The sequence below is a fragment of the Pelotomaculum schinkii genome (genome assembly GCF_004369205.1).
Lineage (GTDB): Bacteria > Bacillota > Desulfotomaculia > Desulfotomaculales > Pelotomaculaceae > Pelotomaculum_C > Pelotomaculum_C schinkii.
Genome location: NZ_QFGA01000002.1, coordinates 36,189 through 50,334, shown reverse-complemented (window position 1 = coordinate 50,334; position 14,146 = coordinate 36,189). Strand labels below are relative to the sequence as shown.

12 protein-coding genes and 2 riboswitches are annotated in these 14,146 nt (G+C 48.6%); of the genes, 11 read left to right on the top strand and 1 reads right to left on the bottom strand.

Annotated features, from left to right (window positions below):
• Nucleotides 1-284: 284 nt before the first annotated feature.
• Nucleotides 285-392, top strand: a riboswitch (TPP riboswitch).
• A 243-nt stretch (nucleotides 393-635) separates the two neighbouring features.
• From thiD to Psch_RS11185, 5 genes are read left to right on the top strand one after another with little or no spacing between them, the layout of a single operon-like run.
• The gene (gene thiD, locus Psch_RS11205) at nucleotides 636-1,448 is read left to right on the top strand and encodes a bifunctional hydroxymethylpyrimidine kinase/phosphomethylpyrimidine kinase (protein WP_190240347.1); all 813 of its coding nucleotides are present in this window, start codon (nucleotides 636-638) and stop codon (nucleotides 1,446-1,448) included.
• Nucleotides 1,441-2,658 carry a putative hydroxymethylpyrimidine transporter CytX gene (cytX, locus tag Psch_RS11200; RefSeq protein WP_190240346.1) on the top strand — a complete coding sequence of 406 codons (1,218 nt, stop codon included), beginning with the start codon at nucleotides 1,441-1,443 and terminating at the stop codon, nucleotides 2,656-2,658. Before thiD ends, cytX begins: the two co-directional genes overlap by 8 nt.
• Nucleotides 2,639-3,442 (top strand): hydroxyethylthiazole kinase, encoded by an 804-nt coding sequence (thiM, locus tag Psch_RS11195; protein WP_190240345.1) that lies wholly within the window; start codon nucleotides 2,639-2,641, stop codon nucleotides 3,440-3,442. Before cytX ends, thiM begins: the two co-directional genes overlap by 20 nt.
• Entirely contained in the window at nucleotides 3,433-4,059 is a 627-nt protein-coding gene (gene thiE, locus Psch_RS11190; RefSeq protein ID WP_190240344.1) for a thiamine phosphate synthase, read from the top strand. Before thiM ends, thiE begins: the two co-directional genes overlap by 10 nt.
• Nucleotides 4,056-4,676 carry an MtnX-like HAD-IB family phosphatase gene (locus tag Psch_RS11185; protein ID WP_190240343.1) on the top strand — a complete coding sequence of 207 codons (621 nt, stop codon included), beginning with the start codon at nucleotides 4,056-4,058 and terminating at the stop codon, nucleotides 4,674-4,676. Before thiE ends, Psch_RS11185 begins: the two co-directional genes overlap by 4 nt.
• Nucleotides 4,677-4,678: 2 nt before the next feature.
• Here Psch_RS11185 and Psch_RS11180 read toward each other — a convergent pair whose 3' ends face one another.
• Nucleotides 4,679-6,097 carry a purple acid phosphatase family protein gene (locus tag Psch_RS11180; RefSeq protein ID WP_190240342.1) on the bottom strand — a complete coding sequence of 473 codons (1,419 nt, stop codon included), beginning with the start codon at nucleotides 6,095-6,097 and terminating at the stop codon, nucleotides 4,679-4,681.
• Nucleotides 6,098-6,247: 150 nt separating this feature from the next.
• Here Psch_RS11180 and ychF point away from each other — a divergent pair, with 150 nt between their 5' ends.
• The 6 genes from ychF to Psch_RS11150 all read left to right on the top strand — a co-directional run bounded on the left by ychF (nucleotide 6,248) and on the right by Psch_RS11150 (nucleotide 14,131).
• Entirely contained in the window at nucleotides 6,248-7,348 is a 1,101-nt protein-coding gene (gene ychF, locus Psch_RS11175) for a redox-regulated ATPase YchF (protein WP_190240341.1), read from the top strand.
• Between the two features lie 740 nt (nucleotides 7,349-8,088).
• Nucleotides 8,089-8,994, top strand: coding sequence for a radical SAM protein (locus tag Psch_RS11170; protein ID WP_190240340.1), 906 nt, complete (start codon nucleotides 8,089-8,091; stop codon nucleotides 8,992-8,994).
• 232 nt (nucleotides 8,995-9,226) lie between these two features.
• Nucleotides 9,227-11,875, top strand: a complete 2,649-nt coding sequence (locus tag Psch_RS11165) for an S-layer homology domain-containing protein (RefSeq protein ID WP_190240339.1) — start codon at nucleotides 9,227-9,229, stop codon at nucleotides 11,873-11,875.
• 64 nt (nucleotides 11,876-11,939) lie between these two features.
• A riboswitch (cobalamin riboswitch) is annotated at nucleotides 11,940-12,116 on the top strand.
• Nucleotides 12,117-12,234: 118 nt separating this feature from the next.
• Entirely contained in the window at nucleotides 12,235-13,299 is a 1,065-nt protein-coding gene (gene cobT / locus Psch_RS11160) for a nicotinate-nucleotide--dimethylbenzimidazole phosphoribosyltransferase (RefSeq protein WP_190240338.1), read from the top strand.
• Nucleotides 13,300-13,504: 205 nt separating this feature from the next.
• Nucleotides 13,505-13,849 carry a phage holin family protein gene (locus tag Psch_RS11155; protein WP_190240337.1) on the top strand — a complete coding sequence of 115 codons (345 nt, stop codon included), beginning with the start codon at nucleotides 13,505-13,507 and terminating at the stop codon, nucleotides 13,847-13,849.
• A 39-nt stretch (nucleotides 13,850-13,888) separates the two neighbouring features.
• A complete protein-coding gene (locus Psch_RS11150; protein WP_190240336.1) occupies nucleotides 13,889-14,131 on the top strand; it encodes a twin-arginine translocase TatA/TatE family subunit in 243 nt (80 codons plus the stop codon).
• Nucleotides 14,132-14,146 lie beyond the last annotated feature (15 nt).

Below are 14,146 nucleotides of genomic sequence, written 5' to 3'. Positions count from 1 at the left end.
CTCCTCTTAAGTTTTTTTCCGGAAAAATCTATGCCGCCTTTGTGTTTGTATTTTTAACCATTGATTATTATACAACACCTTGAGGAAAAGGACATAAAATATTCTGAGTGATAGAATGTAAAATATGGTATTTTCGCAGTAATGCTTGTTTTCTTTTGTAAAATAAAATTATGTCTTAAATAATCGATATATCAATAAATGAAATAATGTGTTATAATGTCCTTACTATAATTTAGAATCCAAGGTAGGAACTGGGGTAGTTATGCCCTGGTTAATTTAAATTTCATATATGCATGGGGAGCTGGGTAATCCGGCTGAGAAAGAACAGTGCGTTCTGACCCAATGAACCTGAACTGGGTAATGCCAGCGGAGGGATGCTGCTTTTCGATTGGATCGTTAGCCCTTTGCCAACTTCAGGTAAAGGGCTGTTTCTATTTAGACAATTATGCGCTGAAGCGGCGCCACGTATGATGAAAATACCAGCCGATGTAGTCGCCATTTCAATCGCACACGGCGCGCCAGCGCCGAACTTGGGCATTTAAAGTAACTTTTGTGAATTCGCACCTACATTTTGAGGGTAGAAGGAGGGATGTTGTTTCTTTTTGTTGCCATAATGAAAGCGAGGGGGCTTTAGTTTGAAGACAAAAGTGGCATTAACAATTGCGGGTTCCGATTCATGTGGCGGAGCAGGAATACAAGCAGACTTAAAAACATTCAGCGCACTGGGCACCTATGGTATGAGTGTGATTACAGCAGTGACGGCGCAGAATACCACAGGCGTGGTTGATGTCAGGGAAATGGATGTTGATATTGTCAGAAATCAGATTGACTGCTTGTTTGCTGACATTGAAATTGACGCGTTAAAAATTGGGATGGTGTCAAACGCTGAAATCATCAACGTCATCGCGGCTTGTCTGAGGGCGAATAAAGCTGTGAATGTAGTTGTGGATCCGGTCATGGTTTCCAAAAGTGGTCATTATCTTTTGCGTCCGGAAGCGAAAGAAGAGCTGGTAAAAGTATTGTTTCCCATAGCGGCAGTTGTTACGCCAAATATTCCCGAGGCAGAGCTGATAACCGACGATAAGATCGCAAGCCTCGAGCAAATGAAAAAAGCGGCCCGTAAAATCTACGAATTTGGACCGGGCTGTGTCGTGGTAAAGGGGGGCCATCTTACAGAAGATGCGGTAGACGTGCTTTATGACGGCAGCAGCTTTAAGTACTTTAAGGGGACGCGGGTAGATACAAAAAACACGCATGGTACCGGGTGTACCTTTTCATCGGCGATAGCGGCTCACCTTGCCAGGGGGTATGCAGTGCCGGAAGCGGTGTCGCTGGCAAAGGATTATATCAACGGCGCAATATTGCACTCAATAGAACTTGGCCACGGATTTGGACCGACCGGTCACTTTTATGACTTATATCGAAAGGCAGGTATTTTCAATGGGTAAAGAAGGAACACTGGGGGGGCTTAACCAGTTTGCCCTTTGGTTTGGCGCAGCCGTGTCCCTGGCAGAAATTATGACGGGCAGCTTAATCGCTCCCCTCGGTATCAAGGAAGGGATAGCGGTAATCCTGGCAGGGCATCTGATCGGCACGCTGATCCTGGCATTAGTGGGGGTTATTGGTTTCAGGGAGAAAAGTCCATCCCTCAAATCGAGCCGCCTGTCTCTCGGCCGGTATGGTTCGTACATTATTTCAGTGTTTAACATCATCCAGTTGGTCGGTTGGACTGCCATTATGTTAATCCAGTGTACAAGATCACTGCAGTCTATCACAGGGAAACTGTTTGGTTTTGATAATTTCACCGTACTGGTAATAGCTATTGGAATTCTTGTGGGGATTTGGGCGTTTAACGCCCACCGGGGTATTAATCTGATTAACAACGTTGCCGTAGTACTCCTGTTATTACTATGTGTGTTGATGTTAAGGTCAGTATTGCAGGCGGGAGAAGCGCAGGAGTTTGCTTCTAGTATTACCTTTGGCGCAGCGTTGGAATTAAGCATTATTATGCCTTTGACGTGGCTGCCGTTAATCTCTGATTATACCATGCTGGGCAAAAGCAGGGCAGGGAGTTTCTGGGGCAGCTTTGGCGGATATTTTCTGGGCAGCTCTTTTATGTATATCATTGGCCTGTTGTCCGCGACATACGCGGGAACGCCGGATCCCATAGGGGTTATGGCCGGTTTGAACCTGGGCATATCAGCTGTTTTTATCGTGATCTTATCAACTGTCACCACAACCTTCCTGGATGTATACTCCGCGGTAATGTCAACAAGCAATATCTCACCCGGCGTTTCAAGGAAGAACCTGATTCTGATTTTTACAGCCCTGGGTACGCTGCTGGCAATGTTCTTTCCTATGGAACAGTACGAAAATTTCCTTTACATGATCGGGTCCCTATTTGCGCCAATATTTACAATTGTGTTAATGGATTATTTTATCTATAAAGACAACCGCTCCATGGATGCTTTCAATATTACCGGTTTTGTCGCGGCTATAACTGGTGTAATCACCTACTACGCCGTTACCGGTATGGATCTATTAATCGGCTCGACGATTCCAGCCATGACCGTTACTATGGTGGTATATGGGTTAATCCGTCTTATTAGCAAATATCTGGTTTTGAAAGGAGATAAATATGCTAAACAAAATTGCTAGCGCGCTCAATACTGTCAGGGATAAAACTCCGCTCGTCCAAGCTATTACAAACTATGTAACAATCAATGACTGCGCCAACATCCTGTTGTGTTTCGGCGCCTCACCGGCCATGTGCGAGGTCAGGTCCGAGGTGGAAGAATTTGCCGGATTTATATCCGCCCTGTATATCAACCTTGGGACCTTGACCGAAGAGCAAAAAGTCGCCGCCGTGCTTGCAGCTAAAAAGGCCACAGAGCTGCAAAAACCGGTTGTGCTGGACCCGGTTGCCTGTCCGGTCATCACCCGGAAAATGGATGTATCCAGGGAACTTCTTGAAAACGCGAAAATAACTGTTGTTAAAGGGAATATAGCTGAAATCAAGTCACTTGCGGGCTTTAAAAGCATGGCCAGGGGGGTTGATTCTTTAGATGAGGGAGACGACGCGGTTGAGGCCTGCGTGAGCCTGGCTAAAAAATACGGGACGGTGGTCGTCGCTACAGGTAAAACGGATATTATTACGGATGGCGAAAGGACTTGCCTGATCCATAATGGGACACCAATGTTGAGAATGGTAATAGGGACAGGCTGTATGGTTGGCGCCCTGGTCGCAGCCGCTGCCGGGACTGTAGAGGATAAATGGGTTGCGAGCGCCGCTGCTGTTATGATTATGGGGCTGGCCGGGGAAATGACTGCCGGTTCTATGGTAAAGGAACTTCCTGGTACCTTCAGGGTCAGGTTGTTTGATTACGTATACGGGATGACTGCACAAGACATATTGAAAGGGGGCAGAATTGAATGCCTGTAGACTACAGTGTCTACCTTGTTACAGACAGAGGTATTCTGGGCGGCAGGGATTTGTTCAAAGCTGTTGAGGATGCGATAAAAGGCGGGGCAAGCCTGCTTCAACTCAGGGAAAAAGATATATCCAGCCGGGCTTTTTATGATTTAGCTGTTAAAATGAAAGATCTTGCCAATTCGTACGACGTCCCGCTGATTATCAATGACAGGCTCGATATCGCCCTTGCCGTTGATGCCGATGGCCTGCATATCGGACAGGATGATATTCCTCTGCGTATTGCGAGAGAAATTATGGGTCCTGACAAGATAATCGGCTATTCGGTATCCAATCCTGAACAAGCGCTGTTTGGTGAGAAAAATGGGGCGGATTACCTGGGGGCCGGCCCGGTTTACGCAACAGGAAGCAAAGCTGACGCCGGTTTGCCAATAGGGCCTGGAACCTTAAAAACGATCAAGGATAGCGTGTCGATACCGGTAGTGGCTATCGGAGGAGTAGGTATAACCAATATTAGTGAAGTGAAAAAGACGGGTGTGGATGGGATTTCCGTAATCTCGGCCATCCTGGGGAAACTTGATATAGTGGAAGCCGCCAAAAATATTACCGGATTGTGGAAGGACATATGAAAAAGACAATTTTTGTTGATTTCGACGGCACAATAACAAAGGTTGATACCTGCGCGGCCATGGTCGAAGCTTTTGCCGAGGAGGGCTGGCAAGAAATAAATGAAAAGTGGGAACGCAAGGAATTGTCAACGCAGGAGTGCGCCAACCGGACTTTTCAGCTTTTCCGGGCCGGTATCGACGACATCGCCGGGTTGATGGAAAAAATGGAGATAGATAATTTCTTTAAGCAATTTTTGAGTATCTGCCGGGAAAAAGGCTATAAAGTTTATGTTTTAAGTGATGGCTACGATTTTTGTATTGAAGCAGTTTTTGAAAAATATGATATACAGGTTCCTTATTACGCAAATAAAATGCTATATGACCGGGGCTTCAAAATTGAATGCCCTCACTTCAATGAATCATGCGGGAATTGCGGAACCTGCAAAACGAAACTGATGACGGCGTTAAAGGAAGAGGGTCAGGCTGTTTACATAGGAGATGGTTATTCCGACACATGTCCTGCTATGCATGCCGATGTTGTGTTTGCCAAAGGAGACTTGTATATCTATTGTCTCAAAAAAGGAATCAAAACGATTCGTTATGAAACTTTTGCAGATATATTAGCTTACATTGCCTAAGCTCAACTCTCATTACCAACCTCCATAATCCTTGCATACGCGCCGTAACGGAAAAATTTCTCCCGAAATGCTTGAGTTGTCAAATGCAGAGAATCATAACGGCCAAGTATGACTTTAGCTTTTTTGGTATCGTACGCGGGTATGAGGCTGGCGCCATCAATAGACCGGGCATTTTCATAGAGCTTGTTGGCATTCGTATTATCCAGTGTTACAGATAGTTCATACTGCTTGGGGCGGAATAATTGGTCATTGAAATAAGAAAAACTACGGTCACCGATACGGCCCAGACAGTACCTGGTTAGAATTGCTTTCCCGCCTTTTTTTAGAATAAACCGTTCCCGAGACATCTCTGATAAATCAAGCCTGCTCACTTTATATGAATTGTATGCAAAGCCGTTTTCATATACCCGTACAACGGCATAGGCGCAGGGAAACTGAACGGTTGCCGGAACTTCCACATACGGGCGGCTGCCGGTCATTAAACGGTTGACGCTCACATAATTGCGGTGTATATGCCCGCAAAAAATACCTTGTATATTGGGAAAGGACCGGGTAAGCTTCAGAAACTCCCGGTTGTTTTTTATCCCAAACCACAAGTCCGGGCCGTTACAGGGATGGTGAAGAAACAGGAAAGCCGGCCGGTCTTTGTTTGTTGTCAACATGCTTTCAATCCACCGCATTTGAACAGGATCAATGTCGCCCCAATTTTCATCCTGTCTGCATGAATCGATCAGCAGAAACAGGTAATCTTTAAATATTATACTTGTGTAAGTTTTTTCTCTATCGGCTAGGTTATCAAGGAAACCTTGTTCACCTAGACCGGAATTTTTCGTATATTTGTCGTGGTTGCCGGGGCAAAGAAGATATGGTGTATCACCAAAGTAAGGCAATAGCTGATTCCTCAATCCCAAATACTGAAGCCTGCTGGCAGTGTCGGTCAGGTCGCCGGTAATGACGGCCAGGTCGATATTCCTTCTCTTACTGTCCAGAATACACTGGGTTAAGAGAGGATTTGCATAATCTACAAGTTTACCAAAATAAATCTCATTGATATCTTCTGCGACTTCTCCGTAGTTGATATGGGTATCGCTCATAACAGCAAAGCTGAACAGGTATTTCCCCTTTGGCGCAGGCAAGGTTGTAAAAGAATTGAGAGAACCTTTGACGCCGTTGCTTTCCACCTGGTACCAGTAGCGGGTGGATGGTTTTAGATTATACATTTCTAAATAGTGAAATTCTGAATCCAAGGCAAAAGTGTGTTTTTTAAGGTGTTTTGGCGTTTCTCCAATATACATGGAGGTATCCGCGCGTTGTTGCGGGGTTACCCAGGTGATGACGGCATGTTGACTACCCAAGGTACAAAGTTCTTCGTTGGTAATTTTTGTACCGGTAGAATTTGTGAGTTTAATCTTTGAACCCATGTTCCCGTTTCTCCTCATTTTTTATTATTCTATTAACGAGGGTTACAGAATGTAAACAGACCCTGAACGGGGATTAAGCCAAGAGCGGGCTATTCAAAATAAAACCAGTTTGTAAATCAATGGCGCTGGTGATAAACTACTACTTGGGTGATGAATATGAATCTAAATTGTGGTCTGATTGGTCTTCCAATGGTCGGGAAGACAACAATTTTCAACCTTCTGACGGGAGCGGGGGCGGAGACTTCCAATTTTTTAACCGGCAAAGCAGAAACCAATACCGGTATGGCCAGGTTGCCGGACAGCAGGGTGGATCTACTTAGTAGTATGTATAAGCCCCGCAAGACTACCTATGCTCAAATCCATTTCAGCGATGTGCCCGGACTGGTACGCGGCTCAAGCCAGGGAAAAGGAGTGGGCAACCAGTTCCTCAACGCCATCCGCAACGTGGACATGCTTGCCCATGTGGTGCGGGCTTTTGAGAACCGGGATGTGCCGCATGTGGACGATGAGATTAATCCCTTAAGGGACATCGAGACCATACATATGGAACTCCTGTTTGCGGATATGGAGATCGTTGAGAGAAGGATTGAACGTATTAAAGGCGGTAAAAAGGTCAAGAAAGAAAACCTGATCGAGCTCGAAGTGCTGGAAAAATGCCTCGGGGCCCTGGAAGAAGAGCGCCCCATAGGCAACCTGGAGCTTACCGCCGATGAAAGGATGGTTTTGAAAAATTATAGTTTCCTGACTGAAAAACCTTTACTGCTGGTAATCAACATTGATGAACGGCAGTTTAAGGCACAAAAATACCCCTTCAAGAGTGAGCTTCTCGCCTATGCCGCAGAAAGGGGACTGCCTGTCCTGGAAATAAGCGGGCGAATTGAAATGGAAATCAGCCAGCTGCCCGACGAGGACAAAGAGCTGTTTTTGGCAGACCTGGGTATAACACAGTCGGGAATTGACCGCCTGGCGCGCGCCGCCTACGAGTACCTTGGGCTGATCTCTTTCTTTACCGTTGGAGAGGATGAGGTGAAAGCCTGGACTATTCAAAAAGGGACCGACGCTAAACGGGCGGCGGGTAAAATCCACTCGGATATTGAGCGGGGTTTCATCAAAGCTGAAGTTGTCAAATACGCAGACCTGAGAGAGACCGGCAGCATGAGCAAGATCAAGGAAAAGGGCCTGTTCCACCTGGAGGGCAAAGAATATATTGTGCAGGACGGGGACGTCATAAACTTCAGGTTTAATGTTTAATTCTACATTTTTCAACATCCGGCTGAACCATCCAGCCAAATTCAGCGTCATATTGATAAGGACATCCTAAAAATCCTCATGCATTCAGATGTGGGTGCGCATTAATTGTAACCTGGTTTTGCAGCCATTATAAATTTGGGTGAATCGCAAGGTAAGGTCATTGTTAACTGGTTCTCGAAAAGTCTCTGGGGTAGTGGTCTGGGGGTTATCCTCCGCTCGCTTCGCAATTCTCCATTAGTGAAACAAGAGCGTCATACCGACCGCATCTACAGACAGCCATCCGGTAGCTACGCGCTATTTAAGCTTTTCTGCATGCAACGCACGCGCTAAGGAACGCACCCAGGTGCTCCGCTCGCTCCGGATAACCCCCAGCCCGCAAGTCAAGCCTTTTCGAATAGTATTTTTGAGACAGGTGAGGCAGGTGACGAGACATATGTCTCACCATTGTGTATTTTCATTGATTTAAAGTTTTAGATTGGCTCATGACCTTTTAAAAGTTGAACTTACTGTTTGTCTTTGAGTAAATAAGCAGGGTTGTTGAAATAATACCTGTAAAGCTTAAAGAGAAACAGGGAGGTCAACCATGCCAACTCAAAGAAATGTGGCCGCGGCTATTCTTGAGCAATTGGCCGCTTGGGGTGTCCACAACGCGTACGGGCTGGTCGGTGATGATATATTTTTAAATAAAATCGCCTGAGGATAATGACCCCGCGCGGGTCTTTTGTTTGAAAGGAATAATTATGAGCCAAGGGTCCTATTTGCAATTAACAACCGGAGAGTTGGGAAAAAGAGCTAAAAATGCCGTTGACATGCTGGGCGACTGCACGGTGTGCGCTCAGTACTGCCGGGTCAACCGCCTCAAGGGGGAACTGGGCCTCTGCCAAGGGGGCAGGTATGCTGCGGTAAGCAGCTTTTGCCCTCATTTCGGCGAGGAAGCGCCGCTGGTCGGCTCCGGAGGGTCGGGAACGATATTTTTTGCATTCTGCAATTTGAAGTGTGTTTTCTGCCAAAACTGCGACATCAGCCAATATGGTTATGGTGATGAGGTTTCTGCCAGGGAACTTGCCGAAATGATGCTGGAACTGCAGGAGGGTGGCTGCCACAACATCAACCTGGTGTCGCCGAGTCACTTTGCTCCCCAGTTCCTGGAAGCGCTTGTTGTAGCTGTTGACTTGGGGCTGACAATTCCGATCGTCTACAACACGGGTGGTTACGACACGCCGGCAACGCTTGACCTGCTGGAAGGCATTATTGATATATATATGCCGGATATAAAGTTTGCAGATGATGACGCCGGGCGAAAGTATTCAGGCGCGGCAGGCTACTATACCGTAACCAGGCAGGCCGTAAAAAAAATGCACGACCAGGTCGGTGACCTGGTTATAGATGAACGGGGGATTGCCACCCGGGGACTGCTGGTAAGGCACCTGGTCATGCCCGGTAACCTGGCCCGTACTGAAAAAATCATGGAATTTATAGCCGAAGAAATATCCAAGGATACTTTTGTCAATGTTATGGACCAGTATTATCCGGCCTACAAGGCCTTTGACCATCCCGAATTAAACAAAAGAATCAGCAGAAAGGAGTATTCGGCGGCGGTTCAGGCCGCCAGAGAGGCCGGTTTGACCAGGCTTAACGGCGGGTGACAACCCCGCCAAACGATATGGTGAACCGTAATTAATTAGTTAGAAAATCATGCCGCTATCGCGGCGTCACGTATCAACTAAGTGATGTAGGCGCCATTTCAATCGCAAAACGGCGCGTCAGCGCCGCACTTGGGCGCCTAATGTGGCTTTTGAGCGAATGAATTCGCACCTACATTTGAGCACATTGTAGCGGCCGAAATGTTTTCAAGGTAGTTGTATGGGAGGGATTCTTTTGTCTATTAAAAGTTTTAGAAGAATAATAAAAAATATTGTTCTGGTATCCATAATATTGTCTCTGGTTGCGCCCTTTCAGGCTTACGCCTATCAGGTGAACGGCAACAACGTCACTGAGGAAATCATCACCCAGGGGGTTGTTTTACATAGCATCAACCTGAATACTAACGAGGGACCGCTGAATGTTTATGTCCTCGAAGCAGATCTCTCCAATCCTTACGTTAAAATTGATACGATCATCGGATCGGACGGCACCCTCAATAAGAACCAGTCAGTGCTGGATATGGCCAAGCGTACCGGGGCGGTGGCCGCTATCAATGGAGATTTCTTTCAAATGGCGGAAAGCGGCCGGACCATCGGTTTAGCCTATCAAGGCGGGCAACTGGTGGAGAGCCCCGCCCTGCGTAATGATATGTATGGATTTGGCATTACCGAAGATAAACTGCCGCTGTTGGAAATTTTCAACTTCACCGGCCAGGTGGTCACAGAAGCCGGTAAAAGTTTTCCGCTGGCCGGAATCAACAAGCCGGGTTATCTCTTGATGAACGGACTTTCATCTGATGTGGATGCCCTTAATATGTACACAACGCTGTGGGGTACCACCAGCCGGGGTAAAATATCCGGCCTCACCGGGGTAAAAGTTGCAGTGGTCAGGAACGGAGTCGTCCAGCAGGTCTTAACCGACCAACCGGGCGTAACGATCCCGCAGGATGGTTTTGTCCTGCAGGGACATGGCCTGGCAGCCCAATTCATAACCGACAATATGCCGGTGGGTACAAAAGTTGCCGCCAGCTACTCGGTGGCCCCTCACGGAGACAAACTCCTGGCTGCGGTGGGCGGACAGGCACTGCTGGTTGAGGATGGCCACCTGCCTGCCTACTTTACCCAGAATATTTCTGGTAAAGTCGCCCGGACGGCGGTTGGTGTATCAAGTGACGGCAAGACTCTCTACCTGGTGGCGGTTGAAAGGAAGGCTGCTGCCGACGGGACTATAATCAGCAGGGGTATGAGCCAGGAGGAGTTGGCTGAATTTTTGATTTCAATCGGGGTCTGGAGAGCTGTTAATTTGGACGGTGGTGGTTCCACCACCATGGCCGCACGGAGCCTGGGTGACTTCGAGGCCAGCCTGATCAATCAACCACAGGGTTCTTCCTTGCGATCGGTTGCAGATGCTATAGGCGTTTTTTCGACAGCGCCGCAGGGCAGTTTGCACGGCATGGCTTTAAGCGGGCCGTCGTTGGCTCTTGCCGGAACACAGGCTTCATTTAGCGCCAAAGGGTATGATCAATACTACAATCCTGTAAGTATTAAACCAGCCGACATAAAATGGTCCGCAACTCCTTCAGGTGATTTTACCGGTAATGTTTTAATACCTAAGCAAGGTGGTACGGTAACCGTCACGGCCAAGCTGGATAACGTACAGAGTTCGGTGAATGTGCAGGTTGTCGGGCCGGAGTCTCTATTAAGTTTAGCTGTAACACCGTCGGCTATTACTGTTAAGCCTGGGGAGAAGGTTCCCCTGTCGGCAAAGGTGAATACAATTTATGGTGATACCTTTGATTTAAAATTCCAGGATGTCACATGGACCATCAGCGGTTCAATAGGTAAGATTGCGGATGGCAGCTTTACCGCGACAGATCAGGTTGCTGAAGGTGAAATTAAGGCCACCTTCCAGGGGTTGAGCACATCGATACCGGTTACTGTTAAACCGTCCTGGGTAGAACTGCAGGCTCTTCCGGAGCAGGAATCATCTGCTGGACTGGATAGCTGGATTCATGTTACGTTCCCTGCGTCAAGCGTATCAGCGCCGGCCACGATAAGGCTGGCTTATGCCGCTGAGACTACCGGGCTACCGGCGAACTGCATCAACCTCGGCGCAATAACGGTAAGCCCGGCGCCTGGGGAGAAAGCTGATCTCATGGCCCCCTGGTGGCTGAGTTGGGATTATCAACCCGGTACAATAACAGGCCGTCCGGCCATCCTGATGTGGGATGATTCCACTAAAAAATGGGAAGAGCAGCCTGCCAGGCTGGATGACCAGGGTGAGGTGAAAACAATTAGCGCCCGGGTATGGGGGTTTGGCCAACTGGTCCTGGTGGATGACCATAGGAGACTTCCGTCCTTCAAGGATACCGGCAAGCACTGGGCCGAAGCGGCCATCAACGACCTGGCGGCGCGCGGGGTGGCCAACGGTTTTCCCGATGGCACATTTCTACCCGGTCAGGCCGTAACCAGAGCTCAGTTTGTCAAGCTGCTGTCATCAGCCCTGCAGTGGCCGGCCGTGGAAAAGTTACCGGCCTTTAAGGACAGCATACCGGACTGGGCCAGCAGCGCTGTCGCTGCCGCGGTTGCCAACGGGGTCGTCTCAGGTTACCCGGACGGTACCTTTAGGCCGGATGCCAGCATTACCAGAAGTGAAATGGCTGTTATGATCGACCGGGCGCTGGCGCTGCAGGAGACAGACGAGAACCTAAAGTATAAAGATACTGGATCAATTCCCGATTTTGCCAGAACCGCGGTGGCCAAAGCTACCAGCGCCGGTTTATTGCAGGGCGAAGGCGGCTTATTCAGGCCCAAGGACGGGGCAACCCGTGCGGAAACAGCGGTGGTGGTCAGCCGGGTGCTTAAGTTGTGGGTTGAAAAATAGAAAATATTTCTGCTTTAAACAGCAGGAATATGTATGGCTAAAGTTGAATCTTTATGAAAATTATTACTGTGTTAAACCAACAGGTGCCCGCTGGGGAGAATAGGGAATCAGGTTTAAGTCCTGAGCGGTCCCGCCACTGTAAACACGAGCGCTATCGCTAGTTTACCACTGGCAGTTTGCCGGGAAGGTGCGATGTGTGATGAATGTGAGCCAGGAGACCTGCCTGTTGTGTCCACGAACCCTGCTATGCAGGGGTATCCGATGGATGATGGTAAAATCCACGGCCTGATGAGGCTGTGGATTTTTGTTTTTTCCCCAGCCGATTCCAAGTTCTAACTATATTAGGAGGTTGAAAAACAATGCTTTATCAAACCATCAAGCAAATTGGGGAGCTGGATCGCAAGGCCATGGAAGAGGCGCAGAAACGGCTGGACAGCTTAATCAAGCCGCCGGGGAGCCTCGGCGTGCTGGAAGAGATAGCAGTACGCCTGGCCGGTATTACCGGCAAAGCCAAACCCCGCGTTCAGGGGAAATCGGTTATCGTCATGGCGGGGGACCACGGAGTGGTCGACGAAGGTGTAAGTGTAGCGCCCCGTGAAGTTACCGTTCAGATGATGCAGGCAATGGTAAATGGTGTAGCCGGAATAGGGGTTCTGGCAAGGCACGCTGCTGCCAGGCTGGTTGTGGTCGATGTCGGTGTTCTCACGCCCGTCGCCTTGCAGGGTGTCGTACAGCGTAAGGTCAGGGCAGGTACCGGGAATATTGCCGCCGGCCCGGCTATGTCACGGGACGAGGCAGTACAGGCACTGGAAGTGGGGATAGAGGTAGCTCAGTCCGAGATTGACGCAGGAAGCAACCTCCTCGCTACAGGCGATATGGGGATCGGCAATACCACCCCGAGCAGCGCTATCCTGGCAGCCTTTGGCGGCTATACAGCTGAAGAGGCGACCGGCCGCGGGACCATGGTCAACGACGAAGTTATGAAACTGAAGATTTCCGCGATAGCCCGGGCGCTCGCAAAAAACCGGCCGGATCCGGAAGACGCCCTGGATGTTCTGGCAAAAGTCGGCGGGCTTGAGATCGCCGGTCTGGCCGGTGTGATCCTGGGGGCCGCTGCCAGGCGGACGCCGGTATTGATTGATGGGTTTATAACCACCGCGGCCGCCCTGGTGGCCTTCAAACTGCAGCCTAAATCCCGCCAGTACATGATTGCCTCCCACCTGTCCGGTGAACAGGGACACCGCCTGATGTTGGACCTGTTGGATCTGCGCCCGGTGATTCACCTGCAAATGAGGCTCGGGGAGGGAACGGGAGCCGCTCTAACCATGAGCCTGGTTGAAGCTGCCACGAAAATAATGCGGGAGATGGCTTCTTTTGACGAAGCCGGTGTCTCCGACCTGGAAGAAGATAAAATACTGAAATAAAAACACGGAGACAGCAGCGGATGAAAACTAGTCAATGTGGGGGTACGCCGGACTCTTATTTTCAGATTAGTTATTTTTTTTACTTGATATGATTTTATTGTGCTATACTATTGTTTACAGGCAGCAGTTAAGAAACAACTGCAGGATCCTTGTCGGAAGGAAACAACTATAAAAGCAGCTTTATGCTGCTGGGTGGTGAGCGCCGGTGAATTGGGTAGTTAAGCTAATTCTAAACAGTCTGGCCCTGATTATAGCCGATGCTCTGGTATCCGGCTTTGCTATCAGAGGGTTTTTTTCGGCAATGCTCGCCGCGCTGGTCCTGGGTGTGGTTAATACCTTGATCAAACCTGTGCTGATTGTCCTAACGTTGCCCATTACTTTTTTCACCTTGGGGTTGTTTATCTTTATCATAAACGGTCTGGCCTTTTGGCTTGCTTCCTGGTTCGTGCCCGGGTTTACAGTATACGGTTTCTGGGGAGCGTTTTGGGGAGCTATCATCACCAGTATTGTCAGCTGGGTCTTAAACGGAATTTTTCAACCGGAAAACTAAACAAATTATTGCCAGGGATAACGGGTGGGGGGATTTTTTATGTTTCCCAGTTTGGGTATGCCTGAGATAATATTAATCCTGGTTATAGCGCTGGTAGTTTTTGGTCCCAAACAAATTCCCGAAGTCGGAAAGGCTCTGGGCAGAACCTTAAACGAGATCAGAAGGGCATCCATGTCGGGGTGGGATGAGGTGCTGGAGTCAGACAAGGAAGCCAAAAAAGAAGTGGAAGAAGAGACTACGCAACCGCGGACAACTGCTACAGAAGCCCAAGAGAAGCCTTAACTAAGGCGGAATAGG

Bases quoted from the DNA above. Each gene is read 5' to 3' on its own strand.
- Psch_RS11170 (WP_190240340.1), top strand. From the start codon at position 8,089: ATGAGCCAAGGGTCCTATTTGCAATTAACAACCGGAGAGTTGGGAAAA.
- cytX (WP_190240346.1), top strand. From the start codon at position 1,441: ATGGGTAAAGAAGGAACACTGGGGGGGCTTAACCAGTTTGCCCTTTGG.
- Psch_RS11180 (WP_190240342.1), bottom strand. From the start codon at position 6,097: ATGGGTTCAAAGATTAAACTCACAAATTCTACCGGTACAAAAATTACC.
- thiM (WP_190240345.1), top strand. From the start codon at position 2,639: ATGCTAAACAAAATTGCTAGCGCGCTCAATACTGTCAGGGATAAAACT.
- thiE (WP_190240344.1), top strand. From the start codon at position 3,433: ATGCCTGTAGACTACAGTGTCTACCTTGTTACAGACAGAGGTATTCTG.
- Psch_RS11150 (WP_190240336.1), top strand. From the start codon at position 13,889: ATGTTTCCCAGTTTGGGTATGCCTGAGATAATATTAATCCTGGTTATA.
- cobT (WP_190240338.1), top strand. From the start codon at position 12,235: ATGCTTTATCAAACCATCAAGCAAATTGGGGAGCTGGATCGCAAGGCC.
- Psch_RS11185 (WP_190240343.1), top strand. From the start codon at position 4,056: ATGAAAAAGACAATTTTTGTTGATTTCGACGGCACAATAACAAAGGTT.
- ychF (WP_190240341.1), top strand. From the start codon at position 6,248: ATGAATATGAATCTAAATTGTGGTCTGATTGGTCTTCCAATGGTCGGG.